This window comes from Candidatus Rhodoblastus alkanivorans (assembly GCF_022760755.1).
Classification (GTDB): domain Bacteria; phylum Pseudomonadota; class Alphaproteobacteria; order Rhizobiales; family Beijerinckiaceae; genus Rhodoblastus; species Rhodoblastus alkanivorans.
This window is the reverse complement of the sequence record NZ_JAIVFP010000001.1, coordinates 3,856,290-3,881,517: the sequence shown is the minus strand read 5'-3', so window position 1 is coordinate 3,881,517 and position 25,228 is coordinate 3,856,290. Positions and strand designations below refer to the sequence as shown.

Annotated in this window: 21 protein-coding genes, 1 other RNA gene and 1 riboswitch; of the genes, 14 read left to right on the top strand and 8 right to left on the bottom strand. The window is 64.4% G+C overall.

Features of this window, described 5'->3' with window-relative positions; translation table 11 throughout:
* Positions 1 to 1,827, bottom strand: a complete 1,827-nt coding sequence (locus tag K2U94_RS18030) for an ABC transporter transmembrane domain-containing protein (RefSeq protein WP_272884882.1) — start codon at positions 1,825 to 1,827, stop codon at positions 1 to 3.
* Between the two features lie 170 nt (positions 1,828 to 1,997).
* Here K2U94_RS18030 and rpmE point away from each other — a divergent pair, with 170 nt between their 5' ends.
* A complete protein-coding gene (rpmE, locus tag K2U94_RS18025; RefSeq protein ID WP_243068537.1) occupies positions 1,998 to 2,228 on the top strand; it encodes a 50S ribosomal protein L31 in 231 nt (76 codons plus the stop codon).
* Positions 2,229 to 2,454: 226 nt separating this feature from the next.
* Here rpmE and K2U94_RS18020 read toward each other — a convergent pair whose 3' ends face one another.
* Positions 2,455 to 3,033, bottom strand: a complete 579-nt coding sequence (locus tag K2U94_RS18020) for a retropepsin-like aspartic protease family protein (RefSeq protein WP_243068536.1) — start codon at positions 3,031 to 3,033, stop codon at positions 2,455 to 2,457.
* A 114-nt stretch (positions 3,034 to 3,147) separates the two neighbouring features.
* Entirely contained in the window at positions 3,148 to 3,600 is a 453-nt protein-coding gene (locus K2U94_RS18015) for a GatB/YqeY domain-containing protein (protein ID WP_243068535.1), read from the bottom strand.
* A 127-nt stretch (positions 3,601 to 3,727) separates the two neighbouring features.
* Between K2U94_RS18015 and carA the strand changes: the two genes are divergently transcribed.
* Entirely contained in the window at positions 3,728 to 4,918 is a 1,191-nt protein-coding gene (gene carA, locus K2U94_RS18010) for a glutamine-hydrolyzing carbamoyl-phosphate synthase small subunit (RefSeq protein ID WP_243068534.1), read from the top strand.
* Positions 4,919 to 4,978: 60 nt separating this feature from the next.
* On the opposite strand, the gene K2U94_RS18005 is transcribed toward carA, so the two are convergent.
* The 5 genes from K2U94_RS18005 to panB all read right to left on the bottom strand — a co-directional run bounded on the left by K2U94_RS18005 (position 4,979) and on the right by panB (position 9,075).
* Positions 4,979 to 6,550 (bottom strand): GMC family oxidoreductase, encoded by a 1,572-nt coding sequence (locus K2U94_RS18005; protein WP_243068533.1) that lies wholly within the window; start codon positions 6,548 to 6,550, stop codon positions 4,979 to 4,981.
* Positions 6,551 to 6,573: 23 nt separating this feature from the next.
* Positions 6,574 to 7,122, bottom strand: a complete 549-nt coding sequence (locus K2U94_RS18000) for a gluconate 2-dehydrogenase subunit 3 family protein (RefSeq protein WP_243068532.1) — start codon at positions 7,120 to 7,122, stop codon at positions 6,574 to 6,576.
* Positions 7,123 to 7,229: 107 nt separating this feature from the next.
* Positions 7,230 to 7,625 (bottom strand): VOC family protein, encoded by a 396-nt coding sequence (locus tag K2U94_RS17995; RefSeq protein ID WP_243068531.1) that lies wholly within the window; start codon positions 7,623 to 7,625, stop codon positions 7,230 to 7,232.
* 135 nt (positions 7,626 to 7,760) lie between these two features.
* On the bottom strand, positions 7,761 to 8,057 hold the full coding sequence (locus K2U94_RS17990) for a ribbon-helix-helix domain-containing protein (protein WP_243068530.1): 297 nt from the start codon (positions 8,055 to 8,057) through the stop codon (positions 7,761 to 7,763).
* Between the two features lie 196 nt (positions 8,058 to 8,253).
* A complete protein-coding gene (gene panB / locus K2U94_RS17985) occupies positions 8,254 to 9,075 on the bottom strand; it encodes a 3-methyl-2-oxobutanoate hydroxymethyltransferase (protein ID WP_272884881.1) in 822 nt (273 codons plus the stop codon).
* Between the two features lie 222 nt (positions 9,076 to 9,297).
* On the opposite strand from panB, the gene dnaG reads away from it, so the two are divergent.
* The 12 genes from dnaG (at position 9,298) to K2U94_RS17925 (ending at position 25,089) form a co-directional block, all read left to right on the top strand.
* Positions 9,298 to 11,181: a DNA primase gene (dnaG, locus tag K2U94_RS17980; protein WP_243068528.1), complete on the top strand. Its 1,884-nt coding sequence runs from the start codon at positions 9,298 to 9,300 to the stop codon at positions 11,179 to 11,181.
* 171 nt (positions 11,182 to 11,352) lie between these two features.
* Positions 11,353 to 13,362: an RNA polymerase sigma factor RpoD gene (rpoD, locus tag K2U94_RS17975; RefSeq protein WP_243068527.1), complete on the top strand. Its 2,010-nt coding sequence runs from the start codon at positions 11,353 to 11,355 to the stop codon at positions 13,360 to 13,362.
* Positions 13,363 to 13,576: 214 nt separating this feature from the next.
* A riboswitch (guanidine-I (ykkC/yxkD leader) is annotated at positions 13,577 to 13,683 on the top strand.
* A 90-nt stretch (positions 13,684 to 13,773) separates the two neighbouring features.
* Positions 13,774 to 14,844: a putative urea ABC transporter substrate-binding protein gene (locus tag K2U94_RS17970; RefSeq protein WP_243068526.1), complete on the top strand. Its 1,071-nt coding sequence runs from the start codon at positions 13,774 to 13,776 to the stop codon at positions 14,842 to 14,844.
* A gap of 18 nt (positions 14,845 to 14,862) precedes the next feature.
* Positions 14,863 to 15,681: an ABC transporter permease gene (locus K2U94_RS17965; protein ID WP_243068525.1), complete on the top strand. Its 819-nt coding sequence runs from the start codon at positions 14,863 to 14,865 to the stop codon at positions 15,679 to 15,681.
* Entirely contained in the window at positions 15,678 to 16,496 is an 819-nt protein-coding gene (locus tag K2U94_RS17960; protein ID WP_243068524.1) for an ABC transporter ATP-binding protein, read from the top strand. Before K2U94_RS17965 ends, K2U94_RS17960 begins: the two co-directional genes overlap by 4 nt.
* A 7-nt stretch (positions 16,497 to 16,503) precedes the next feature.
* Complete coding sequence (locus tag K2U94_RS17955; RefSeq protein WP_243068523.1) at positions 16,504 to 17,319, top strand: urea amidolyase associated protein UAAP1; 816 nt, start codon at positions 16,504 to 16,506, stop codon at positions 17,317 to 17,319.
* Between the two features lie 10 nt (positions 17,320 to 17,329).
* Positions 17,330 to 17,983 carry an urea amidolyase associated protein UAAP2 gene (locus K2U94_RS17950; RefSeq protein WP_243068522.1) on the top strand — a complete coding sequence of 218 codons (654 nt, stop codon included), beginning with the start codon at positions 17,330 to 17,332 and terminating at the stop codon, positions 17,981 to 17,983.
* Position 17,984: 1 nt separating this feature from the next.
* Positions 17,985 to 21,521, top strand: a complete 3,537-nt coding sequence (gene uca, locus K2U94_RS17945) for an urea carboxylase (protein ID WP_243068521.1) — start codon at positions 17,985 to 17,987, stop codon at positions 21,519 to 21,521.
* Positions 21,521 to 23,302, top strand: a complete 1,782-nt coding sequence (gene atzF / locus K2U94_RS17940) for an allophanate hydrolase (RefSeq protein WP_243068520.1) — start codon at positions 21,521 to 21,523, stop codon at positions 23,300 to 23,302. Before uca ends, atzF begins: the two co-directional genes overlap by 1 nt.
* A gap of 122 nt (positions 23,303 to 23,424) precedes the next feature.
* On the top strand, positions 23,425 to 24,231 hold the full coding sequence (locus K2U94_RS17935; RefSeq protein WP_243068519.1) for an alpha/beta hydrolase: 807 nt from the start codon (positions 23,425 to 23,427) through the stop codon (positions 24,229 to 24,231).
* A 5-nt stretch (positions 24,232 to 24,236) separates the two neighbouring features.
* A non-coding RNA gene (gene ssrS, locus K2U94_RS17930) (6S RNA) lies at positions 24,237 to 24,387 on the top strand.
* Between the two features lie 45 nt (positions 24,388 to 24,432).
* Positions 24,433 to 25,089 (top strand): 5-formyltetrahydrofolate cyclo-ligase, encoded by a 657-nt coding sequence (locus K2U94_RS17925; RefSeq protein ID WP_243068518.1) that lies wholly within the window; start codon positions 24,433 to 24,435, stop codon positions 25,087 to 25,089.
* The last annotated feature ends 139 nt before the right edge of the window (positions 25,090 to 25,228 follow it).

The following is a 25,228-nucleotide window of genomic DNA, read 5'->3' as shown; positions in this document are numbered from 1 at the left end:
TCACGCGCCCGCTTGCGCCGCCATGCCGGCGTCGAACTGCAGCCGGGCGAGGCGGGCGTAGAGGCCATCGCGGGCGGCGAGTTCCGCGTGGGTTCCCTGCTCGACGATCCGGCCGTCCTCCATGACCAGAATGCGGTCGGCGGCGAGAACGGTCGCAAGGCGATGGGCGATGATGAGAGTGGTGCGGCCCTGCATCAGCTCGTCCAAAGCCTTTTGCACCAAGATCTCGTTTTCGGCGTCGAGCGCCGAGGTCGCCTCGTCGAGCAGCAGGATCGGCGCGTTCTTCAAAATGGCGCGGGCAATGGCGAGGCGCTGGCGCTGGCCGCCGGACAGGGTCACGCCGCGTTCGCCTAGCTCGGTCGCGTAGCCCTGCGGCAAAGCGCGGATGAAATCCGCCGCCGCCGCGCGCTCCGCCGCCGCCTCGATGTCGGCGGCGGGGGCGTCCGGCGCGCCATAGGCGATGTTTTCCGACGCCGAGCCGGAAAAGATCACCGGGTCCTGCGGCACCAGAGCGACACGATGGCGCAGGTCGGCGGGATCGAGATCGCGCGCGTCGAGCCCGTCGATGCGGATGGCGCCCGCGACGGGATCATAGAAACGCATGACAAGCTGGAACAGGGTCGATTTGCCGGCGCCCGACGGGCCGACGATGGCGACTTTTTCGCCCGGCGCGATGGTGAAGGAGAGATTCTCGAACACCATTTTGTTCGGCCGCGACGGATAGGCGAAGCCGATGCGATCGAAAGCGATTTCGCCGCGCGCCGGATGCGGCATTTGTTTCGGCTGCGGCGGCGCGGTGATCAAAGGCTTGGTGGCCAGTATTTCGGCGATGCGGCCCGCGGCGCCGGCGGCGGCGGAGATTTCGCTCCACACTTCCGACAATTGCCCGAGGGAACTCGCGGCGAGCACGGCGTAAAGCACGAATTGCGAGAGCTGGCCGCCGGTCATTCGGCCGGCGAGCACGTCATGGGCGCCGAGCCAAAGCACGCCGACCACGCTGGAGAAGGCGAGGAAAATGGCGAAGGCGGTGAGGACGGCGCGCGCCTTGACCGCCTCGCGGGCGGCGAGATAGGCGCCTTCGGCCGCTTTCGCGAACCGCCTTGTCGAGGCGGCTTCGGCGCCGAAGGCCTGCATGGTGCGCAAGGCGGAGAGATTTTCGGCGGCGAAGGCGCTGGCCTCAGCGAGCGTGTCCTGCGCCGCGCGCGAACGGCCGCGCACCGAGCGCCCGCCGGTGACGAGCGGCACGACGATGATCGGAATGGCGACCAGCACCAGGGCCGATAATTTGGGGCTGGTGTAGATCATCAGCCCGATCGCGCCGACGAACATGAAGAGATTGCGCAAGGCGACCGAGGCCGATGAGCCGAAAGCCGCCTTGATCTGGGTGGTGTCGGCGGTCAGCCGGGACACCAGCTCGCCGGTCTGGGCGGTGTCATAGAAGGCCGGATCGAGGCGGGTCATATGGGCGAAGACGTCGTTGCGCAGGTCGGCGACGACGCGCTCGCCAAGCGTCATGACGAGGAAATAGCGGGAGGCCGAGGCCAAGGCAAGCAAGGCGACGACGGCGACGAGAATGAGGAAATAGGAATTGATCGCCCCCGCATGGTCGCGCGCGAATCCCATGTCGATCATGCCGCGCACGGCGAGCGGCATGACGAGGGTCGCGCCCGAAGCGACGGTCAGGGCGGCGATCGCCGCCATGATCCAGCCCTTGCGCCGCCGGGCGTAGGGCAGCATGGGCGCGAGGTCCTTGAACGAGTCGCGCGGCGAGCGCCTCGATTTTGCGGCGTCGGTTCTGGGAACTTCAAGGGAGGGAGCGTCGGTCATTGCGCCTTTATAGAGCGAGACGGCGGAAAGGGAACCGTTTTTCCTCGCGACGTCTTGCCCCTGACGCGGCTCTGGTATAGAAGGCCTCCTTCCACTTTTCGGCGCCGCGAGGCGCTTAACTTTTGGGTTCCAAGGCGGCGATCCGTCACGGAAGCCGCGGGGTTGAAACCATGAAGTCCGACATCCATCCCGAATATCACACGATCAAGGTCGTCATGACCAACGGGACCGAATTCCTGACCCGCTCGACCTGGGGCAAGGAAGGCGACACCCTCAATCTCGACATCGATCCCACGACCCATCCGGCCTGGACCGGCGGCTCGCAGCAGCTGCTCGATCGCGGCGGCCGCCTCTCGCGCTTCAACTCGCGCTTCGGCGGCCTCTCCTTCGGCAAGAAGTGAGCGGACGTACCGTTTAAGCAACCGGCGCCTTGGCGCCGGATAGGAGCGAACGCGACGCCGAGCTGATGCGAGGGGACTTCGAGCGCCCCTGGCGCGTTCAAAAAAGAGCAACCGGCGCCTCGGCGCCGGATAGGAGCGAACGCGACGCCGAGCTGACGCGAGGGCCCTTCGAGAGCCTCTGGCGCGGTCAAGAAGCGATACAAAGGCGGCTGCTCGGCCGCCTTTTTCATTGCTTCATGACGAAACGCCCGTCGGCGACCTGGAAGCTGGAGAGCTTTTTCAAAAAGCTCATGCCGAGCAGGCTCATTGTGGTCTGGCCCGGCTTGGCGACCAGGGCCTGGACGTCATGGACCTCGATTTCTCCGACGCGGACTTCGCGCAGCCGGACGGGGGCAAGCATCGCGGTTCCATTGGCGGTGTGAGCCTTGACGGTAAAGTCCGAACTCGGCGGATCGATGTCGAGCGTATGGGCGTCGTCGGCCGACAGGACGACATAAGTCGCGCCCGTGTCCACCAAAGCGTGGATGCTGGCCCCGTCGATTTCCATTTCCGTCTGGTATTGGGCGTTGCCGTCGGGCGCGAGCTCGACTACGCCGGGGAGGGCGCGCGAGCGGGAGGCGGAGGCCAGCGTGGCCGCGCTTTGGCTGACCGGGTCCGGCGCCGCGGACATGGCGCGGTCGCGCGGCGCCATGATAGTCTCCAGCGCGCCGCCGCCGCGCGCGAACCAATGGTTCTGCGCCGCCGCGACGAAAAGCAGGGCCAGAAGCCCCAGCGCCAAAGCCATTTTCGCGGTCTGCTCGAACATTTCCGCTCTCTGCCGCGCTTTTTCCTGTCGCGCTTCGTCGGCGCGCAGAAGGCGCGCGAGAGCAGATTATTCGGCAAGGCCTGTGGGACCGTTAAAATGTCCCGCTAAATTGAATCATCCCGCCAGCGCCGCCTTCACCTGGCCGCTGACCTTGCCGAAATCCATCTTGCCGGCATGGCGCGCCTTCAGTTCGGCGATCACCTTGCCCATGTCCTTGATCGAGGCCGCGCCGGTTTCGGCGATCGCGGCCTTTATCGCGGCGGCGACCTCTTCGTCGCTCATCGGCTGCGGCAGGAAGCTCGTGATGACGGCGATTTCCTCGCGCTCCTGGGCGGCGAGTTCGGGACGGGCGTTCTTCTCATAGATTTCAGCTGATTCCTGGCGGCTCTTCACCAGTTTCTGCAGCAGGGCGAGAATGTCGTCCTCGCCCACCTCCTTGCCGGTTCCGCGCGCCTCGATGTCCTTCTCCTTCAGCCCGGCGGCGATCATGCGGATGGTTTCGACGCGGCGCTTTTCGCCCGCCTTCATCGCCAGCTTGAGCTCGGAGGCAAATTGTTCGCGCAGCATGGTCTTTTCCTGTTTCGTCGCTTGCAGCCGCTCAAAACTTGCGCGCGGAAAACAACGCCCTTAAATGCAAGCGGTGGCGCGCGCCTCGGCGGAGGCGGTCTATCGCGCAATCTCTAGAGTGGTCGGAATGCAGGATCAAGCCAAACAACAGGGCTGGGCGAAGCCCAGGCCCACCGCCCTCCTCGTCATGGCGGACGGAACGGTCATCGAAGGCGCGGGGTTCGGCGCGCCGGGCAAGGCCGTGGGCGAGGTCTGTTTCAACACCGCCATGACCGGCTATCAGGAAATTCTCACCGATCCCTCCTATGCCGGCCAGATCGTCACCTTCACCTTTCCCCATATCGGCAATGTCGGCGCCAATGACGAGGACGTCGAGACCGTCGATCTCGACCATGTCCAGGGCGCGCGCGGCGTGATCGTCCAGGCCCCGGTGACCGCGCCCTCGAATTTCCGCGCAAGTAAAGATTTCGACGACTGGCTGAAGGAGCGCGGGATCATCGGCCTTTCCGGGGTGGACACCCGCGCCCTCACCGTGCTGATCCGCGAGAAGGGCATGCCCAATGCGGTGATCGCTTACGATCCCGAGGGAGATTTCGACCTCGACGCCCTCAAGGCCGAAGCCGCCGCCTGGCCGGGGATCGACGGCATGGACCTCGTGCCCGACGTCACCGCGGCCCAGGATTACGGCTGGACCGAAACGACCTGGAAGCTTGGTTCCGGCTATGGCGTGCAGGATGGGACCCGTTTCAAGGTCGTGGCGATCGATTTCGGCGTGAAGCGCAATATTCTCCGCCTGCTCGCGGACGCCGGCTGCGACGTCAAGGTGGTTCCGGCGACGACCAGCGCGGAGGACATTCTGGCGCTCGATCCCGACGGCGTGTTTCTGTCCAACGGTCCCGGCGATCCCGCGGAGACCGGCAAATACGCCGTGCCGACCATCCAGAAAATTCTGGAGGCGCGCGTGCCGACCTTCGGCATTTGTCTGGGCCACCAGATGATGGCGCTGGCGGTCGGCGCCAGGACGATGAAAATGCGCCAGGGCCATCACGGCGCCAATCATCCGGTCAAGGATTTCACCACCGACAAGGTCGAGATCGTCTCGATGAATCACGGCTTCGCGGTCGATCCCGCGACCTTGCCAGCCAATGCCGTCGAGACCCACCAGTCGTTGTTCGACGGGTCGAATTGCGGCATTGCGCTGACCGACCGTCCGGCTTTTTCGGTCCAGCACCATCCCGAGGCCTCGCCGGGGCCGCGGGACAGCCATTATCTGTTCTCGCGGTTCATCGAAATGATGGAGAAGCGCGGCGCGGCATGACGCCCGGATGACGGCGAACGCCGGGCGCCGCCTGACGCCCGGCTTTGGTTTTGGTGGCGATCAGATCGCCCGGGCCTTCATCTGGGCGGCGATATAGTCGGCCTGCCGGATCGCCAATGTGACGATGGTCAGGGTCGGGTTTTCCGCCCCGCCGGTCGTGAACTGGCTGCCGTCGGACACGAACAGATTCCCGATGTCGTGGGTCTGGCCCCATTTGTTGACCACGCCGTCGCGCGGCTTCTCGCTCATCCGGTTGGTCCCGAGATTGTGGGTCGATGGATAGGGCGGCGTGGGGAGCGTCCGGATCGCGCCGACCGCCTCATAGAGTTTCCGCCCCTGGCCATAGGCATGGTTGCGCATGGCGTCGTCATTGGGGTGATCGTCGAAATGAACGTCGGCGACCGGCAGTCCGAACTTGTCCTTGACGGTCGGGTTGAGGGTGATGCGATTGGTCTCCTGGGGCATGTCCTCGCCGACGATCCACAGGCCGGCCGTATTCACGTAATCGTCCATGGCGCTGGTGAAGGAGCGGCCCCAGGCGCCCGGATCCAGAAAGGCCGCCATGAAGGGAACGCCCAGCGACAAGGTCTCGAATTCATAGCCGCCGACGAAGCCGCGGCTCGGATCGTGGCGCGCCTCGTCGCGGATGATCCCGGCCATGGTCGTGCCGCGATACATATGGACCGGCTTCTCGAAGACGGCGTAAACCGATCCGGTGGTGTGGCGCATGTAATTGCGCCCGACCTGGCCCGATGAATTGGCCAGCCCGTCCGGATATTTGGACGAGGCCGAATTGAGCAGCAGGCGCGGGCTTTCGATGGAATTGCCGGCGACGCAGACGATCCGCGCCTTCTGGCGCTGCTGCGCGCCGTCCTTGTCGACATAGACCACGGCGTTGACCTTGCCGCTGGCGTCATGCTCGATGCGCAGCACGCGCGATTCCGGCCGCACCTCCATATGTCCGGTGTTTTCGCCCTTAGGGATCTCCGTGTAGAGCGTGGACCATTTCGCGCCCCATTTGCAGCCCTGGAAGCAGAAGCCCGTCTGCTGGCAGGAATTGCGGTCGTCGCGCGGGATGGAGTTGATCGCCATATGGCCGGTGTTGCATTCCTTGTAGCCGAGCCTGTCGGCGCCGGCCTTGAACACCTTGAAATTATTGTTGCCGGGCAGGCCCGGCAGGCCATTGGTGCGCGTCACGCCCATCTTGTCCTCGGCGCGGGCGTAATAGGGCTCCAGCTCTTCCAGCGTCAGCGGCCAGTCCAGCAAATTGGCGGCCTGGACTCGGCCATAGGTGGTGAGCGCCTTGAATTCATGGGGCTGGAAGCGCAGCGCCGCGCCGGCCCAATGGGTGGTCGTGCCGCCCACCGCCTTGACGATCCACGCCGGAAGGTTGGGGAAATTCTTGGCGACCCGCCAGGTTCCCGAGGTCGTGCGCGCGTCGGTCCAGGCGAGCTGGGCGAAGCTCGCCCATTCGTCGTTGATGAATTCAGTATATTCGTGCCGCTTGCCGGCTTCGAGAATGACGACATTGACGCCCTTCTGCGCCAGTTCGTTTCCCAGAGTGCCGCCGCCCGCGCCGGAGCCGATGATGACGACGAGACTGTCGTCGTTGAGGTCGAATTTCGCAGCCATGTTCCTCTCCCGGATTTTCTCGTTCACAGCCAGTCGAGGTCGTCGAAACCGCGATGGATGTAGCCGCCCTTGGAAAAGGACTCGCCTTCGTAGCCGAAGATCGGCCAGATCTCCTTCTGGTTGTAGAGTGAGACGACAAGCGTCGCGCGCACGGTCTCGAACATCGGTTGGCCCGAGATCTTTTGCAGAAGGGCGACGCGATCCGCCTCCCAGCCGACGCCGACATAGCGGCCCGGTCCCGCCAGGGCGTTCAGCTCGGCGACGCCCGTCTCGAACATTTCCTTTTGGGCCGGATCGGCGGCGGCCTTGGCGTCGAAGGGCTTGGCCGCGATCGCGTAATAGCGGTCGGCGATGCGGTCATGCGGATAGATGTCGCGCGACATCAGAATCAGGGTCTTCATGGTCTCGGGCCGCAGGGCCTCGACCTCCAGCCCCCAGGCTTCGGTGGCGCTGATCAGCGCGCCGCCGGCGCTCACCGCGATCGCCGTGGCGAAGGCGACTTCCGACGATCGCCTCAGGAACAGGCGTCGGCTTGGCGATTGGGGCGCGTGGCCGCCGTGATGTTCGGGCATGTGTTCCTCCCTGGTGAATTTTCTTTGATGGTCACGCCGGCGCCCGTTCGGGACTTCTTCGGCGGCCGAGACGGGCGCGGCGCCGAAGCCGCGTCCGTCTATTGGCCTCACTGGTAATGGCCGTGGCGTTGCAGCACTTCATATTTGTAGCCGTCCGGGTCCTGGACGAAGAAAAAGCGCGCGATCAGCTTCCCGTCGGGCGCGAATTCCTTGATGTCGAGCGGATTGAGGCCAAGCGACTGGAAACGGGCGTGCTCGGCCGCAAGGTCGTCCACGACGAAGGCGACATGGCCATAGGCTTCGCCCTGCGCATAGGGTTCGGTCCGGTCCTTGTTAACGGTGAGCTCGATCTCGAAATCGGCTTCCGGGTTGCGCAGGTAAGTCAAAGTGAAGCTGGGAAAATCCAGCCGGCTGGACACTTTCAGGCCGAAAGCCTTGTCGTAAAACTCGACCGACCGCTGTTCGTCGAGAACGCGGATCATGGCGTGGATCGCCTTCGCCATCTTTTGTCTTTCCTCGTGAATTGCGCGCGAGGCGCCTCGGAGAAAGACTAGCCGGAGAGCGAAGGGATGGGTGGTATTCCGATGTTACGAATTGTCAAAAACTCGTCAGCTAACCATTGATCTGGCGTTGAAACGTCAGGCCACCCGACGCTGGTCGGGCGCTGCCGCCTCCGGTCCGCGTTCGAGGGCGACGAGGCAGATGCAGCGCAGATGGGAGGTGAAATTCGCCACCTCGCCCCACAGGCCGAGAATCTCGCCATGCAGGGTCGAAATGAAGCGCGGCACGCTCATGTCCTGGGTGCGGGCGATTTGTTCGAGAATGCGCCAGAAAATCTTTTCGAGGCGGATGCTGGTCGATTGTCCATTGAGCCGGATCGACCGCGTCTCGAAGGCGTAAGAGTCCGGATTCTGGCTGGCGAAGAAATGGCACATTTTTTCTTCCTCCCACATGGCGCCCGCGCTTTCGCTGGCGGCTCCGGTCGTCGCGCCGGTTCGCGCGACGCCGTCGCTTTTTTTAAGGGAGCAAGATGAAACGTTCCCTGCCTTCTGGCAAGAACGGCTTCCGGCGCCTCGCCAAGCGGGGAGGCGGTCTTTGCAACACAAGGATTTCATCGGCGGGCGCGGCCGCTCACCCCTGCTTTTCGAGAATTTCCGCCTCGAATTGGGCGAAAGCCTCCGCGGGCATGGTGGAGCAATTCGCCAGCGTCGGGAAATGGCTGGCGCGCACGTCCTGCAGATAAACGGAGGCCGACTTGCGCATCGTCGCGCCGACTTCGGCATAGCGGCGATTGTGGCGGAAATTCTTCTCCGCATAGCCGAGGACGTCCGGGAAGACGAGGACCTGGCCGTCGGTGGCGGGACCGGCGCCGATGCCGATGGTTGCGGCCCTGATCGCCCGGGTCACAGCGGCGGCAAGTTCCGCCGGAACCAGCTCCAGCACCAGCATGAAGGCGCCGGCGTCGTCGAGCGCCTTGGCGTCGGAAAGGATTTTCGCCGCCTCCTCGAAGGTCTTGCCATGGACCCGCTTCTCGCAATGCTGCGGCTCGAAGCCGAGATGGCCGCAGACCGGAATCCCCGCCGTGCCGAGCACATGGACGAGTTCGGGATAGGCGCCTTCGAATTTTACGGCGTCGGCGCCCGCCTGCTGCAGGAATTTGGCGCTGGCGAGCGCCTGTTCCGGCCGGTCATAGGTGGCGAAGGGCATATCGGAAAGGATGAACGCGTCCGGCGCCCCACGGCGCACGGCGCGGGTATGGTGCGCCATGTCGGCGAGCGTGACCTCGCGTTCGCTGGCATAGCCCAGAATGTTCACGCCGACGCTGTCGCCGACGAGAATCGCGTCGATTCCTGCTTCCTGCTGCGCCCTTGCCTGCGGCGCGTCATAGGCGGTGAGCATGGCGATCTTCTCGCCATTACGCTTCATCTCTGCGAATCGGTTTAAAGAGCGCATCAAAACTCTCGTTTCCCCTGGCCGGCGCTTGCGGCTCGAATCGAGCAGCGCGGGCCAATCTGTCTCTGCTTCGCGCGTCCAGAACATGGCGGCAGGGCGCCAATAAGATGGCCGCCCTGTGGATAGCGGCGACAAGAGCGGGCGGCGCGTTGCGTTGCGCCACGGGCGTCCCCAAGTCTGTCAGGCGCGCCCTTGTGGCAGGCGTGCGGCGTCAGGTCAAACATGAAATTCCCGCCCTCTTTCCTCGACGAGATCCGGGCGCGGCTTCCCATGTCGGAAGTCGCGGGCCAGGTCGTGCGTTTGAAGAAGGACGGCCGCGAATGGAAGGGCTTGTCGCCTTTCAACGCGGAAAAGACGCCATCCTTCTATGTGAACGACCAGAAGGGCGCTTTTTTCGATTTTTCGGCCGGCAAGAACGGCGATATTTTCCATTTCGTCATGGAGACTCAGGGGCTCGGCTTTCCCGAGGCGGTGGAAAAGCTCGCCGCCATGGCGGGCGTGCCGATGCCGGTCGAGACGCCGGAGGCGCGGGCGGAAGAAAAGCGCCGCGCCACCGCGCTCGAAGCCCTCGAAATGGCCGCGGATTTTTTCGAGCGCCAGTTGCGCGGCGCGGCGGGCGCCAGGGCGCGGGCCTATCTCACGGAGCGCGGCCTCAACGCCGAGGCGCGCGAAAAATTCCGCCTCGGCTTTGCGCCGTCCGAAAAATTCGCACTTCGCGATTTTCTCGCCGGCAAGGGCTGCCTTGCCGAGACCATGATCGAGGCCGGCCTCCTGACCCATGGGCCGGACATTGCGGTCCCTTACGATTTTTTCCGCGACCGGCTGATGTTCCCGATCTGCGACCGTTCCGGCCGGGTCATCGCCTTCGGCGGGCGCGCGCTCGCAAAAGATATCCAGCCGAAATACAAGAATACGGCGGAAACGCCGCTTTTCCACAAGGGCCGCAATCTCTACAACCTCCACAACGCCCGCAAGGCGGCGCATGAGCGCGGGACGGTGGTGGCGGTCGAAGGTTATGTCGACGTCATTTCGCTCGATAGCGCCGGGTTTTCCCATGCCGTCGCCGGGCTTGGAACGGCGCTGACGCCCGAACAATGCGAATTGCTCTGGAAAATGGCGGAGGAGCCGATCCTCTGTTTCGACGGCGACCGCGCCGGGCGCAAGGCGGCCTTTCGCGCGCTCGAAACGGCGCTGCCCCTGATCGCGCCGGGCCGCTCTCTGCGTTTCGCGCTTCTGCCCGAGGGCCAGGACCCCGACGATCTCGCCCGCGCCGGCGGGCGGGACGCGGTCAAGACCGTCCTCGATCAGGCCAAGCCTCTGGTCGAGATGCTCTTTCTGCGCGAAGTCGAGGCCCAGCCGCTCGACACGCCGGAGCGCCGGGCCGGGCTGGAGCGCCGCCTGCGCGAAGCTGCGGGCCAGATTCGCGACGAAAGCCTGCGGCGCCATTATCTCGACGATCTGCGCGAGCGGCTTGCCGTCCTGTTTGGTCGCGGCCGGCCGGCCGGATTTTCCCGCGGCGCGCGGTTTGCCCGCGAATCGGGCAGGCGCGGGCCGCTCGCCGTCAGTTCGGCGCTGCTGCAAACCAATTTGTTCGCCGCGCCCAGGGAAGCCCCGGCGCCGCGCGAAAATCTCATTCTCGCTTTGCTGCTCAACCATCCGGGCCTTGTCGCGCGCCATTCGGAAGAGATCGCGCGGCTCGAATTCGTCGGGGCTTCGGGCGAAAGGCTGCGCGACGCCCTGTTGGGTCTCGCCGAGCCCGACCACAGCCCCCACGACCTGCGCGCCTTGCTGGCCGCGCGCGGATTTGGCGCCCAGATCGAGGCGCTGGCGCGCGACGCCACAATTTCGACCCTTTGGTGCGCAAGGCCCGACGCCCATGAGGACGACGCCGATTACAGTCTCAGTCAGGCCCTGACCTTGCATCGCCGGCAACGAGAGTTAAATAGGGAGTTGCGGCAGGCGGAAACGCTGCTCGCTCGCGACCCTTCAGAGGCCAATAACGCAATTCTTGCCGATATCAGGGCCCAATTGTCCGCGCTGGAAGGCGTCGAGGCCATGATCGAGGGGTTCGGCGCCCGTTCCGGCCGGGAAGACAAGTCCGTGTGACAGAATATTCGCGCACCGCGCAATCGAATAAGCCTTGGGAATTAAACGCAAAAAAATCGAGCCGTGGCGGAACGGCTTGGTTAGGCGGGCGTTAAACCTTTCCGCGCACCTTGCCCAGCGGCGGCTGATTCGCTAGGGCAAAGGGGCAGAATTCTGCTTTTTGGAGTCAACATGGCGAAAAAAGACGACGCGAAACCGGAAGGCGAAGCCGGGGTTGTCGAGGCGACGGACAGCCCGCTGCTCGATCTCTCCGACGCCGCCGTCAAGCGCATGATGAAGCTCGCCAAGAAGCGGGGCTTCGTCACTTACGCCGAGCTTAACGCCGTTCTGCCGTCCGAGGAAGTCACCTCGGACCAGATCGAGGACGTTTACGCCGTTCTCAACGAGATGGGCATCAATGTCATCGAGGCCGAGGAGGCCGAGGAGACCGAGGAGGAGGCCAGCGCCGAGGAGGAGGAGGCCGAAGGCGGCGACCTGATCGAGGCGCCCGCCAGCAAGGCCGTGGCCACGCGCTCGTCCGAGCCCGCCGACCGCACCGACGATCCGGTGCGCATGTATCTGCGCGAGATGGGCTCGGTCGAGCTTCTGTCGCGCGAGGGCGAAATCGCCATCGCCAAAAGGATCGAGGCCGGGCGCGAGGCGATGATCGCGGGCCTGTGTGAAAGCCCTTTGACCTTCCAGGCCATCATCATCTGGCGCGACGAACTGGTCGAGAGCAAGGTTCTGCTGCGCGAGATCATCGATCTCGAAGCCACTTATTCCGGCCCTGACCGCAATGCCCCGCGCAGCGAGGAAGGCGAGGAGGAGACGGAAAGCGAGGCGCCCGCGACCGCGCCGCGCAACCCGCCGGCCGGGCTCGACGAGCCGCCGATCCCCGAGGACTCCTTCGAGGAAGACGACGATCTCGACAATTCGGTCTCGCTCTCCGCCATGGAGACCGAACTTAAGCCGCGCGTACTCGAAACCTTCGACCGCGTCGCCGACGCCTATAAGAAACTGCGCCGCCTGCAGGATCAGAACGTCGAGCACAAGCTCAAGAACGAGACCCTGACGCCGGCCCAGGAGCGCAAATACAAGACGCTCAAGAAAGAGATCGTCACCGACGTCAAGTCGCTGTCGCTCAACCAGAACCGCATCGACGCCCTGGTCGAGCAGCTTTACGACATCAACCGCCGGCTAATCGGGCTCGAAACCCGCCTCCTGCGCGTCGCCGAAGGTTTTGGCGTCGCGCGCGAGGACTTTTTGAAACATTATCACGGCGCCGAGCTCGACCCGAAATGGGTTCTGCGCGTCTCGAAGCTCGGCGCGCGCGGCTGGCGGGACTTCGTCGCCAACGCCAAGGACGACATCCACGAATTGCGCAGCGAAATCCATGCCCTGGCGACCGAAACGGGCCTGGAGATCCAGGAATTCCGCAAGATCGTCCATATGGTGCAGAAGGGCGAGCGCGAGGCCCGTCAGGCCAAGAAGGAAATGGTCGAGGCCAATCTGCGTCTCGTCATCTCCATCGCCAAGAAATACACCAATCGCGGCCTGCAATTCCTCGACCTGATCCAGGAAGGCAATATCGGCCTGATGAAGGCGGTCGATAAATTCGAATATCGCCGCGGCTACAAATTCTCGACCTATGCGACCTGGTGGATTCGTCAGGCGATCACGCGTTCCATTGCGGACCAGGCGCGCACCATCCGCATCCCGGTCCATATGATCGAGACGATCAACAAGATCGTGCGCACCTCGCGCCAGATGCTCCATGAGATCGGGCGCGAGCCGACTCCGGAGGAATTGGCCGAAAAACTCGCCATGCCGCTCGAAAAAGTGCGCAAGGTGCTGAAAATCGCCAAGGAGCCGATCTCGCTCGAAACCCCGATCGGCGACGAGGAGGATTCGCATCTCGGCGATTTCATCGAGGACAAGAACGCGATTCTGCCGATCGACGCCGCGATCCAGAGCAATCTGCGCGAAACGACAACGCGCGTGCTGGCCTCGCTCACGCCGCGCGAGGAACGCGTGCTGCGCATGCGCTTCGGCATCGGCATGAACACCGACCACACTCTGGAGGAAGTCGGCCAGCAGTTTTCGGTGACGCGCGAGCGCATCCGTCAGATCGAGGCCAAGGCCTTGCGCAAACTGAAACATCCCTCGCGCAGCCGCAAGCTCCGGTCTTTCCTGGACAATTGACAAAAAGCCCGCGCGTTTCGCGGGCTTTTTTTTACGGGTTGTCGCTCCCTCGCCGGCGGGGGCGGAAATCATCTGGACAAAGCTGTCCGGACCCGGAGAATGTCGTGGATCGTACATAATCCTGGCGGGTTGACGAAAATATCCGCAGAAATTGAACAGAATTTCAGCAGGAACGACCTTCCCAATTTCTCAGGCGCGCCTCTAAAATGATCATAGAGTTGGCGGCTAGGGTTCCGGTCCCGTTTTGGGACGCTGGTCCGAGAGCCGCCGCCCGAAGGGAGACATCCTTCGGAGGCACGGCGGGATAAAAGCCCGGGAGACCTCGTAAGCCAAGGGATTGGTGATACGATGGTCCATGCCAATCCCTCATCATGTTCAAAATCTGCGTGACCAGATTTGAGGGATGGCCACATGCGCAAAAAAACTCTCGTCCGCACCCTGCTTGTCGCCGGCTGCGCGCTCGCCCTAAGCATCGGCGGCGCCGCGGCCCAGGCCAAAAAGAACTTCAAGGTCGCCTGGTCGATCTATGTCGGCTGGATGCCTTGGGGCTATGCCGCCGACACCGGCATCGTCAAGAAATGGGCCGACAAATACGGCATCACGATCGACGTCAAGCAGTTCAACGATTACGTCGAATCGATCAATCAATATACCGCAGGCGCCTATGACGCCGTGACGATCACCAATATGGACGCCCTGTCCATTCCTTCGGCCGGCGGCGTGGACACCACGGCGATGATCGTCGGCGACTTCTCCAACGGCAATGACGCTGTCATCCTCAAGAACAAGACCAAGCTTGCCGACATCAAGGGCCAGAAGGTCAATCTGGTCGAATTTTCGGTTTCGGAATATCTGCTCGCCCGCGCGCTCGAAAGCATCAACATGTCCGAGCGCGACGTGAAGATCGTGAACACCTCCGATTCCGACATGGCCGCCGCCTACAAGACCCCGGACGTCACCGCGGTGGTGACCTGGAACCCGATCGTCAACGAGATCCTGGCTGCGCCCGACGCCCACAAGGTGTTCGATTCCTCGCAGATCCCGGGCGAAATCATGGATCTGATGGTCGTCAATACCAAGGTCCTCAAGGACAACCCGAATTTCGGCAAGGCTCTGGTCGGCATCTGGTACGAGACGCTCGAGAAAATGCTGGCCGACAACGCCGAGGCCAAGGCCGCGCGCGAGGCCATGGCCAAGGCGTCGGGAACCGATCTCGCCGGTTTCGACGCCCAGCTCAAGACCACGCGCCTGTTCCCAACGCCTAAGGAGGCCGCCGCATTTACCCAGAGCAAGGACATCGCCGTCACGATGGACCATGTCCGCAAATTCCTGTTCGCGAAGGGACTGCTCGGCAAGGACGCCAAAAGCGCCGACGCCGTGGGCATCGAACTCGCCGACAAGAAAATTCTCGGCGACGCCAAGAACGTCAAGCTGCGCTTCGACCCGGGCTTCATGCTGCTCGCGGCTGAACACAAGCTTTGATCGGGGCGAGGGGAGAGCATGCGTTTTCTCAATGTCAAACCCACGAGAGGCCAGGCTCTGGTCCTGGCCGCTCTCCCCTTCGCTCTGACCTGTGGGGCCTATCTGCTGTTCTCGCATTTGCGTCTGGCGGCAAATCCCGACGACAAGCTGCTTCCCTCTTTGGGAAGCATGGCGCAATCCTTTAGCGATTACGCCTTCCATGCCGACTCGCGCACGGGGCAATATCTTTTCTGGGTCGATACCGCGGCGAGCCTCCAACGTCTTTTCGTGGCGCTGGCGATCTCGACCGTTACGGCGCTCGTCGTCGGCGTCGCCATGGGGCTGCTGCCCATGGCCGGCGCGCTGCTCGGCCCGTTCATCGCGGTCGTCTCCATGGCGCCGCCGCTCGCCCTGCTGCCGATTCTGTTCATCGTCATGGGCCTTGGCGAAGCCTCGAAAATTGCGCTCATCGTCATTGGCTCGCTGCCCTTTCTCGTGCGCGATCTCGCGCTTCGGGTGTCCGAACTGCCGCGCGAGCAATTTTTGAAAGCCCAGACGCTCGGGGCCTCGACCTGGCAGATCGCCTTGCGCGTGGTGTTGCCGCAAATGCTGCCGCGCCTCGTGGACGGCGTGCGGCTGACGCTTGGCCCGGCCTGGCTGTTCCTGATCGCGGCGGAGGCCATCGCCTCCGATTCTGGCCTCGGCTATCGCATCTTTCTCGTGCGGCGCTATCTCGCGATGGACGTCATCCTGCCCTATGTCGTCTGGATCACTTTGCTCGCCTTTCTCTCCGACGCCACCCTGCGCTGGATTCAAGGCCGCGCCTTTCCCTGGTTTGCCGCGGCGAGGGCGTCATGAGCTTCATCCGCGTCGAGAATGTGTGGAAGGAATATGGCGACCAGATTGTGCTCGAGGACATTTCCTTCGTGATCGAGCGCCGCGCCTTTCTGATGCTGGTCGGCCCGTCGGGCTGCGGCAAGACGACCTTTTTGCGCATGCTGCTCGGCGAGGAAGGGCCGACGCGCGGCAAAATCCTGATGGATGGCAAGCCGCTGATCGCGGAGCCTGACGCCGATCGCGGCGTGGTGTTCCAGCGCTATTCGGTCTTTCCGCATCTGACCGCCCTGCGCAATGTCATGTTCGGCGCCGAACTGGCCGAGGCGCCTTTCCTTGGCAAGCTGTTCGGCGCGAGGCGCCGCGCGGTCGAGGACAAGGCGCGCGCCCTGCTCGCGGAAGTGGGCCTTTCCGGCGCCGAGGACAAATATCCCGCCGCGCTCTCGGGCGGCATGCAGCAGCGCCTCGCGCTCGCACAGGCCCTGATGCGCCAGCCGAAAATACTGCTCCTCGACGAGCCTTTCGGCGCGCTCGACCCCGGCATTCGCGCCGACATCCAGGCTTTGATGCAAAGGCTGTGGAACGAGACCGACCTGACGGTCGTCATGGTCACCCACGACCTGCCCGAGGCCTTCCGGCTCGGCACGCGGATTCTCGCCTTCGAGCGCAGTCGCAACCGGCCGGAAGAGCGCGAACGTTATGGCGCGACCATCGCCAAGGACATTGAAATCTGGCCGCCGCGCATCGCCGGCGCGACCCAGCCTTTCAACCGCCCCGGCCGGGACGACCCGGCCATTCCGGGGGCAAATCCGGGACGGCCCGGACTTCAAGCCTCGTGAGGAAAAAATGACTCTCACCGAAGCGGAGAAGGCGGAAATCGCCGTCAATCGCGCCAATTACGAAAAGCTCAAGGCGGTGGGGCAGGGCGCCGCGCCCCGCGCCCTGCCGGATTTGACCCGGAAGGACGGCGCGCCGATCCCTGAAAACGCGGTCGTCGCGCGCGAGACCGTTCCCGGCGGCTGGTACTGGTTCGGGCGCATCGCGCGCGGCGAAACCCTGCGCTTGTTCAACGCCCTTGGCCGCTCCTCGGCCTCGGTCGTCGCCTGGAGCGCCGACGACGTTTCGGAACGCATCAACCATGCCGACAGCGTCAAGGTGCAATGGAGCGCGGCGCTGCGGAAAGGCCGGGTCATCCTCACCGACATGGGCAAGGTGGCGTTCTCGATCGTCGAGGACACCAGCGGCGTCCATGACGCGCTCGTCGGCGGCTCGACGGCGGCGTCGAATGCGAAAAAATATGGCGGCGATTTCCGCAACACGCGCGACAATTTTATTCTGGCCGCCACCAAGCTCGGCCTTGCGCGCGCCGACATTCCCCTGCCGGTGACCTTTTTCGCGCCGCTCGACGTCGACGCCGAAGGCCGCTTCGTCTGGAACGAGACGAAGCGCGCCAGAAATGATTTCGTCGATCTGCGCGCCGAACAGGATTTGCTGCTCGCGATCTCCAATTGCCCGCATCCGCTCGATCCGGCGCCGGATTATGCGCCGGGGCCGCTGGAGCTGATCCGCTTCCGCATCCCCGTTGCGGCCGACGACTTTTGCCGCACGGGCAGCGCGGAAAACATCCGCGCTTTCGAAAACACCGACGCCGCTTTGGCCTGAGGAGGGGAACATGAGCCAGATCATCTGCGCCCCGGCCGCGCGCGACGCCGCCGACGCCATTTACGATTTCCAGATTCCCGCGAAAAAGCCCTGGTCGCATGTGGTGCGCAAGGGGCAGGTTTTGCGCATCGTCGACCTTTTCGGCCAGCAGGCGGTGGACACGCTTTTCTATCGCGCCGACGATTTCAACGAGCGTTACAGCGCGCAGGACACTTTGCGCGAACAGGGTTCGGCCTATGTCGTCACCGGCACGGAACTCATCTCGAACGAGGGCCGGGCGATGGCCCGGATCGTCGCCAATACCGGCGGCGTCCATGACACGTCCGCGGGGGCCTGTTCCTGCGAGAGCAACACCGTGCGCTTCGGCCATCACGTCAAATATCAGCACGCCTGCCGCGAGAATTTCGTCATGGAAGTGACGAAGCACGGCATGAGCAAACGCGACATCGCGCCCAACATCAATTTCTTCATGAATGTGCCGGTCGAGCCCGGCGGCAATCTGGCGATTGTCGATGGCGAATCGAAGCCCGGCGACTATGTCGAACTGGTCGCGGAAATGGACATTCTCTGCGTCATTTCCAATTGCCCGCAGATCAACAATCCCTGCAACGGCTTCCATCCGACGCCGGTGCGGGTGCTGATCTGGGACGCGCCGGGGGCCTGAAATGTTCGACAAAGTGCTCATCGCCAACCGGGGCGAAATCGTCGGCCGGATCGCGCGATCTTTGCGCAAAATGGGCGTCAAAAGCGTCGCCGTATATTCCGACGCCGACCGTTTCGCGCGGCCGGTCCTTGACGCCGATGAGGCGGTCAGGATCGGCCCGGCGCCCGCGAGCGAAAGCTATCTGCGGATCGACGCCGTTCTCGACGCCTGCCGCAAAACCGGCGCGCAGGCGGTCCATCCAGGCTATGGCTTCCTTTCGGAAAATGTCGGCTTCGCGGAAAGGCTCGCAGCCGAGGGAATCGCCTTTATAGGCCCGCGTCCCGAACATTTGCGCGCCTTTGGCCTCAAGCATACGGCGCGCGAGATCGCGCAAGGCGCCGGCGTTCCGCTTCTGCCCGGATCGGGCCTTATCGACAATGTCGAGCAGGCGCTCGCCGAGGCCGAGCGCATCTCCTATCCAGTGATGCTGAAAAGCACGGCGGGCGGCGGCGGCATCGGCATGCAGCTCTGCGAGGGCCCGGAATCCTTGCGCGAAAAATTCGAAAGCGTGCAGCGCACCGCCAAGGCGGGCTTCGGCGACGCGAGGCTCTATCTCGAACGTTTCGTCGCCCGCGCCCGCCATGTCGAGGTGCAGATTTTCGGCGACGGCAAGGGCCGCGTCGTCGCGCTCGGCGAGCGCGATTGCTCGCTCCAGCGCCGCAACCAGAAAGTGATCGAGGAAACCCCGCCGTCGGGCCTCTCCGACGACATTCGCCGGCGTCTGCGCGAAGCCGCGATCGCGCTCGGCCGCCAGGTGAATTACGAATCCGCGGGCACGGTCGAATTTATCTATGATGTCGCGCGGCAGGATTTCTCGTTCCTCGAAGTCAACACCAGGCTTCAGGTCGAACATCCGGTGACCGAGGCGATTTTCGGCGTCGATCTGGTCGAATGGATGATCCGCCAGGCGGCGGGCGAGGACGTGCTTGCGGGCGCGGAAAATCTCGCGCCGCAGGGCGCGGCGATGGAGGTCCGCATCTATGCCGAAAATCCCTCCGCCGGCTTTCGCCCCAGCGCGGGCCTGTTGACGCAAGTGGAATTCCCCGCAAACGCGCGCGTCGATTCCTGGATCGAAACCGGCGCCGAGGTCACGGCCAATTACGATCCGATGCTCGCCAAGGTCATCGTCCATGGCGCGACGCGCGACGAGGCGCTTGCAAAGCTGCGCGCGGCGCTGGCCACGACTCGCATCGCTGGCATCGAGACCAATCTCGCTTACCTGCGCGCCATTGCGGCATCGGATGTTTTCGCGCGCGGCGATGTCGCCACCAATGTGCTGGCGCATTTCGCCTTTGCGCCGCGCTCGCTCGATGTGCTCAGCCCCGGCGCGCAATCGACGGTCCAGGAACTGCCCGGACGTCTCGGCCTGTGGGACGTCGGCGTGCCGCCGAGCGGCCCGATGGATGAAATGAGCTTCCGTCTCGCCAATCGCATCGTCGGCAATGCGGAGACCGTCACCGCGCTGGAAATGACGGCGCGCGGCGCGAGTTTGCGCTTCAACTCCGACGCGGTTTTCGCGCTCGCCGGCGCGCGGATGAAGGCGACGCTCGACGGCGTCGAAGTCGAAAATCATCTTCCCCATCAGGCCAAAGCCGGACAGGCGCTGGCGCTCGGCGCGGTCGAAGGGCCGGGTCTGCGGACCTATCTCGCTCTGCGCGGCGGCTTTGACGCCCCGGAATTCCTGGGCTCGCGCGCGACCTTCACTCTGGGCGGATTCGGCGGCCACGCCGTCGGCGCGCTCAAGGCGGGCGATGTGCTGCATTTCGGCGACGCGCCCGCGATAAGCGCGCCGCGCCCGGCAGCGTCTGAGGAGCTGCCGCCGCTGACCCATGACTGGCGCCTGTCGGTGATCTATGGCCCGCATGGCGCGCCGGATTTCTTCCTCGACGAAGACATTTCAACCCTGTTTTCCGCCGAATATGAAGTGCATTTCAATTCGGCGCGCACGGGGGTGAGGCTCACCGGCCCCAAACCGGCCTGGGCGCGCGCCGACGGCGGCGAGGCCGGGCTGCATCCCTCCAATATTCACGACAACGCCTACGCCATCGGCGCGGTGGATTTCACCGGCGACATGCCGATTCTGCTCGGTCCCGACGGCCCGAGCTTGGGGGGCTTCGTCTGCCCCGCCGTGACCGCCCGCGAGGATTTGTGGAAGCTCGGCCAGCTCAAGCCCGGCGACAAGTTGCGCTTCGTCGCGGTCGAACGCGCGCAGGATCCGATCGCCGGACCGACCGTCAAAGCGGCGCAGGGCTCAGCCATCCTCGGCAAGGTCGAGGGCGAAATTCCCGCCGTCTATCGCCGCGCCGGCGACGACAATCTGCTGATCGAATATGGGCCGATGACGCTCGACATCGGCTTGCGCATGCGGGTGCATCTGCTGGCGCAGAAAGTGCGCGAGGCGAAACTTCCCGGCCTGATCGACATGACGCCGGGCATACGCTCGCTGCAGATTCATTACGACAGCGCCGTTTTGCCGCGCGGCATATTGCTCGACGCGTTGCGCGAGATCGAAAGCGCGCTGCCTTCGACCGAACAGATGATCGTGCCGAGCCGCATCGTCCATCTGCCTTTGTCGTGGAATGATCCGCAGGCGCAACTGGCGATGAGGAAATATCAGGAGCTGGTGCGCCCCAATGCGCCCTGGTGCCCGTCGAATATCGAATTCATTCGCCGCATTAACGGGCTCGACGACGAGGCCGCGGTGCGCAACATCATTTTCGACGCCAATTATCTGGTGCTGGGCCTTGGCGACGTCTATCTCGGCGCCCCGGTCGCCACGCCGGTCGATCCGCGCCATCGGCTGGTGACCACCAAATATAATCCGGCGCGCACCTGGACGCCGGAAAACGCCGTGGGCATCGGCGGCGCTTATATGTGCGTCTATGGCATGGAAGGGCCGGGCGGCTATCAATTATTCGGCCGCACCATCCAGATGTGGAACAGCTGGCGCTCGACGAAGGAATTCGCCCCCGGCGCCCCCTGGCTGTTGCGCTTCTTCGACCAGATCAAATTCTTCCCCGTCAGCGCCGAGGAATTGCTGGAGGCGCGCGCCGCCTTTCCGCATGGCGCTTTTCCGCTGAAGATCGAGGAAACGCAATTTTCCTATGCCGGCTACAAGGCTTTTCTCGCCCGCGAAGCGCAGGGAATCGCCGCCTTCAAGACCTGCCAGCAGGCGGCGTTCGAAGCCGAGCGCCAACGCTGGCGCGACGCCAAAATCGACGAAGCGCCGCTGGATGACGCAGCGGCCGCGCTCGGCTCCGGCGGCGAGGTTCCCGACGGCTGCATCGGCCAGTTTACTGAGGCGCCGGGCAATGTCTGGCAATGGCGCGTCGCCGAGGGCGATCATGTCGAAATCGGGCAAGTCCTGGTGGTGATCGAATCGATGAAAATGGAAATTTCCATCGCCGCCACTGCGCGCGGCATTGTCCGCAGCCTGCTGGTCAAGCCGGGCCAGACGCTGCGCGCCGGCGATCTGGTTTGCGCTCTCGAGGAAGTGTGATGGCCCTGTTCACGCTCGACGCCTTGCGCGCCCGTTACGCCGCGCGGCCGCAATCCGTGCTCGATGTGGTCGAAGAGGTTTTGGCGCGGATCGAAGCCTGCGACGATCCCGCCATTTTCATCAGCCGCGTCGCGCCGGACGATTTTCGCGCCGGCGCGCGCGACCTTTTGGCGCGCGCGCCTGATCCGGCGAGCCTGCCGCTCTGGGGCGTTCCCTATGCGGTCAAGGACAATATCGACGTCGAGGGCATGGCGACCACCGCCGCCTGCCCGGATTTCGCTTATGTCGCAGCGAAGGACGCGACGGTCGTAGCGCGGCTGCGCGCGGCGGGCGCGCTTCTCGTCGGCAAGACCAATCTCGATCAATTCGCCACCGGCCTCAACGGCACGCGCTCGCCCTATGGCGCGCCGCGCTGCGTCTTCAATGCGGATTATGTATCGGGGGGCTCGTCGTCCGGTTCGGCGGTCGCGGTGGCGCGCGGCCTTGTCGCCTTTTCGCTTGGCACCGACACTGCCGGTTCAGGCCGCGTGCCCGCCGCCTTCAACAATATCGTCGGCGTCAAGCCGACGCCCGGCCTCGTCTCGGCGGCGGGTGTGGTTCCTGCCTGCCGCAGCCTTGATTGCGTCAATGTCTTTGCCACGAATGTCGCCGACGGCGTCGCCGTGCGCCGCGCGATCGAAGGTTTCGATCCCGAGGACAGCTACACGATTTCAGCCCCGGCCCGGGGCCTGCCGCCACAGCCGCGCGTTGGCTTTCTGGCGGCGAAGGATCGCGAATTTTACGGCGATGCGCAGAATGAAACGCTCTATGGGCAAGCCATGGCGCAAGCCGAAAAACTCGGATGGCGCTTGGTCGAATTCGATTATGCGCCCTTTGCCGCAATCGCCGCTTTGCTTTACGAAGGCCCGTGGCTGGCGGAGCGGCTTGCGGCCGTAGACTCCTTCCTTGCGCAAAAGCCGGAGGCTTTCGATCCGACCGTGCGCGGCCTGATCGAAAGCGCGAAAAAATTCTCCGCCGCCGACGCCTTTCGCGGCCAATATCGCCTGAAGGACCTTTTGCGCGCGGCGGATCGGGAAGCGGAAAAATTCGATTTTATGCTGTTGCCGACCTCCCCCACCATTCACACGGTCGCGGCGATGAAAGCCGATCCCGTCCGGCTCAACGCGCAATTCGGCCGCTACACCAATTTCGTCAATTTCCGCGCCATGGCGGCCATCGCCATTCCCGCCGGCTTCCGGGCCGATGGCCTGCCCTTTGGCGTGACCCTGATCGGACCGGCGCAAAGCGACGAGGCTCTCGCGCCCTTCGCCGCCGCCTTCCATGCGGCGGCGGGCTGCGGCGCCGGCGCTTCGCGCGAGGCGGTCGCCGCGCCAGCGCCAACGCCCGTCGGCGACCACATCGAAATCGTCGTGGTCGGCGCCCATCTCGCCGGCGAGCCGCTCAACTGGCAGCTCACGCAAGGCGGCGGCTGGCTGGTCGAAGCCACGCGCACCGCGCCCGATTATCGCCTCTTTGCTCTCGCCAACACCGCGCCGCCCAAGCCGGGGCTCATTCATGAGCCGGGCTTCGTCGGGCCGGGACTGGAGGTTGAAGTCTGGTCGCTGCCCGCCGACAGCTTCGGCCGTTTCGTCAACGCCATTCCTGCGCCGCTCGGCGTCGGCAAGGTGACGCTCGCCAGCGGCAGGCAGGTCACGGGCTTCCTGTGCGAAAGCCATGCTTTGGCCGGCGCCCGCGAAATCACCGCATTCGGCGGCTGGCGCGCCTTTCTCTCGGCCAGTTGAACCAAAGCGTCTTCGGCGCGGGTTTCGATGGCCGCGATCGTGTCGCCGAAAGTCGTCTCGACCTTTCCGTCGATTGCCCGGAAAATCGCCGCCCGCTTGCGATCCGATCCCCGGGAACGCCCATGACCCTGGAAATCCTCACCCGTCTGCCCGATAAGGAAACCGGCAAGCCGCCGCTTCTCTTCGTCCATGGCGCCTGGCTCGCCGCCTGGTGCTGGGACGAAAATTTCCTGCCCTTCTTCGCCCGGGCCGGCTATCCGGCCTGTGCGGTCAGCCTGCGCGGCCATGGCGGATCGTCCGGATCGGTCCACTGGGCGAGCGTCTCGGATTATGTCGCGGATGTCGCGGAGGCGGTCGCGCAGCTCCCGGCGGCGCCGGTTCTGATCGGCCATTCCATGGGCGGCTATGTCGTTCAGAAATATCTGGAGACGCATGACGCGCCGGGCGCCGTTCTGCTCGCCTCCGCGCCGCCCTATGGCATGGCTGGGGCCTTCATCGACGCCTGGCGACGGCATCCCCTGCGCTGGCTGCAGGCCAATCTGTCGAACAACACCAAAAGCCTGTTCGCCACGCCCGACCTGTGCCGCGAATTTTTCTTTTCTCTGGCGACGCCCGATGAGGAGATCGTCCGTTTCATGCAGCGGGCGAACGACGAATCCCATCGCGCCCTCATTGATCTGATTTTTCCCAACTTCGTCGATCCAGGCAAAATCAGGACGCCGCTCCTTGTTCTCGGAGGGGAGAAAGATATCGTTTTCCCGCCGCGCGACGTCTTGGAAACGGCGCGGCGCTACAACGCCGCGGCGAAAATCCTTCCCGGCCTGCCGCACGCCATGATGCTCGACGTCCTGTGGCGCGAGGCGGCGGACGCGATCGCCGACTTTCTTCCTCAAGCCACTGGCGCACGGGACGTTTGCGCCCTAAATTGACGGTAGCGGCGCTGCGGGGTGCGTGAGGACTAATTCCCCGGGGCCTTACGATCCCAACGGGAGCTGTCCCTGTCTTCGTCCGTGGACTTAGGCACATGGCGCCCACCTACTTTGTAGGTTTCCCGGGATCGTGTCCCACGGCTTTTGTGGCCCGCACCCTTTGCGCCCGTCAGCGCCGATCGTTTACGGACGCTTTCTCTCATGAACCAAGGGCCCGTCACCCCTTCCCTCGCCCCTCATAGCCCATCGAACGACGGGCGTTCGGGGACGCCCCATGCGGGGGGAGGGGCCGAAAAGGCTCGACTGCGCGAAAAACTCCGCGCCGCGCGCGCGGCCATTCCGGCCTCGCAAGCCGCGGCGGCGGCCGAAAGGATCGCCGCGCGCGCGTTCGCCCTCGTGCTGGAACAGGGAGGCGCGCCCGCGCCGGTCGCGCTTTACGCCGCCATGCCCGGCGAACTCGACTGTCTCCCGCTGCTCGCCGCGCTCGCCGGGGCAGGATTCCCCACCTTGCTGCCGGTCGCCGGCGCCCGCGCGACGCCCTTGATCTTCCGTCTGTGGCGGCCCGGCGATCCGTTGGTCGCGGCGCGCTTCGGGCTGCGCGAGCCGCCGGATTCGGCGCCCGAAATGCGGCCCGCGATTCTTTTCGCGCCTTTGCTCGGCTTTGACGATAAGGGAACGCGGCTCGGCTTCGGCGGCGGCTATTATGACGCCACTCTGGCCCATCTGCGCGCCAGCGGCCCGGTCGTGGCCGGTGGGCTCGCCTTCTCCTGCCAGCGGGCGGACGAGATTCCGCGCGAAAGCCACGACCAGAAGCTGGATTTCGTGGTCACGGAAGCGGATATGATCTGTTTCGCTTGAGCGAAGTCGCGGACGAGGCCGGGCCTTTTCGTGGCGGTCCGGGCGCGTGAAGCCCGCGCTTTCGGCGCGGCGCGGGAAAAGGGCGACGAAGGCCGGCGTTTCGTGGTAACGAGATCGTAACGTTTCGCTTTCACGGATT

Coding starts and splice junctions, on each gene's coding strand:
- K2U94_RS18030 (WP_272884882.1), bottom strand. CDS start 1,827: ATGACCGACGCTCCCTCCCTTGAAGTTCCCAGAACCGACGCCGCAAAA.
- rpmE (WP_243068537.1), top strand. CDS start 1,998: ATGAAGTCCGACATCCATCCCGAATATCACACGATCAAGGTCGTCATG.
- K2U94_RS18020 (WP_243068536.1), bottom strand. CDS start 3,033: ATGTTCGAGCAGACCGCGAAAATGGCTTTGGCGCTGGGGCTTCTGGCC.
- K2U94_RS18015 (WP_243068535.1), bottom strand. CDS start 3,600: ATGCTGCGCGAACAATTTGCCTCCGAGCTCAAGCTGGCGATGAAGGCG.
- carA (WP_243068534.1), top strand. CDS start 3,728: ATGCAGGATCAAGCCAAACAACAGGGCTGGGCGAAGCCCAGGCCCACC.
- K2U94_RS18005 (WP_243068533.1), bottom strand. CDS start 6,550: ATGGCTGCGAAATTCGACCTCAACGACGACAGTCTCGTCGTCATCATC.
- K2U94_RS18000 (WP_243068532.1), bottom strand. CDS start 7,122: ATGCCCGAACATCACGGCGGCCACGCGCCCCAATCGCCAAGCCGACGC.
- K2U94_RS17995 (WP_243068531.1), bottom strand. CDS start 7,625: ATGGCGAAGGCGATCCACGCCATGATCCGCGTTCTCGACGAACAGCGG.
- K2U94_RS17990 (WP_243068530.1), bottom strand. CDS start 8,057: ATGTGCCATTTCTTCGCCAGCCAGAATCCGGACTCTTACGCCTTCGAG.
- panB (WP_272884881.1), bottom strand. CDS start 9,075: ATGCGCTCTTTAAACCGATTCGCAGAGATGAAGCGTAATGGCGAGAAG.
- dnaG (WP_243068528.1), top strand. CDS start 9,298: ATGAAATTCCCGCCCTCTTTCCTCGACGAGATCCGGGCGCGGCTTCCC.
- rpoD (WP_243068527.1), top strand. CDS start 11,353: ATGGCGAAAAAAGACGACGCGAAACCGGAAGGCGAAGCCGGGGTTGTC.
- K2U94_RS17970 (WP_243068526.1), top strand. CDS start 13,774: ATGCGCAAAAAAACTCTCGTCCGCACCCTGCTTGTCGCCGGCTGCGCG.
- K2U94_RS17965 (WP_243068525.1), top strand. CDS start 14,863: ATGCGTTTTCTCAATGTCAAACCCACGAGAGGCCAGGCTCTGGTCCTG.
- K2U94_RS17960 (WP_243068524.1), top strand. CDS start 15,678: ATGAGCTTCATCCGCGTCGAGAATGTGTGGAAGGAATATGGCGACCAG.
- K2U94_RS17955 (WP_243068523.1), top strand. CDS start 16,504: ATGACTCTCACCGAAGCGGAGAAGGCGGAAATCGCCGTCAATCGCGCC.
- K2U94_RS17950 (WP_243068522.1), top strand. CDS start 17,330: ATGAGCCAGATCATCTGCGCCCCGGCCGCGCGCGACGCCGCCGACGCC.
- uca (WP_243068521.1), top strand. CDS start 17,985: ATGTTCGACAAAGTGCTCATCGCCAACCGGGGCGAAATCGTCGGCCGG.
- atzF (WP_243068520.1), top strand. CDS start 21,521: ATGGCCCTGTTCACGCTCGACGCCTTGCGCGCCCGTTACGCCGCGCGG.
- K2U94_RS17935 (WP_243068519.1), top strand. CDS start 23,425: ATGACCCTGGAAATCCTCACCCGTCTGCCCGATAAGGAAACCGGCAAG.
- K2U94_RS17925 (WP_243068518.1), top strand. CDS start 24,433: ATGAACCAAGGGCCCGTCACCCCTTCCCTCGCCCCTCATAGCCCATCG.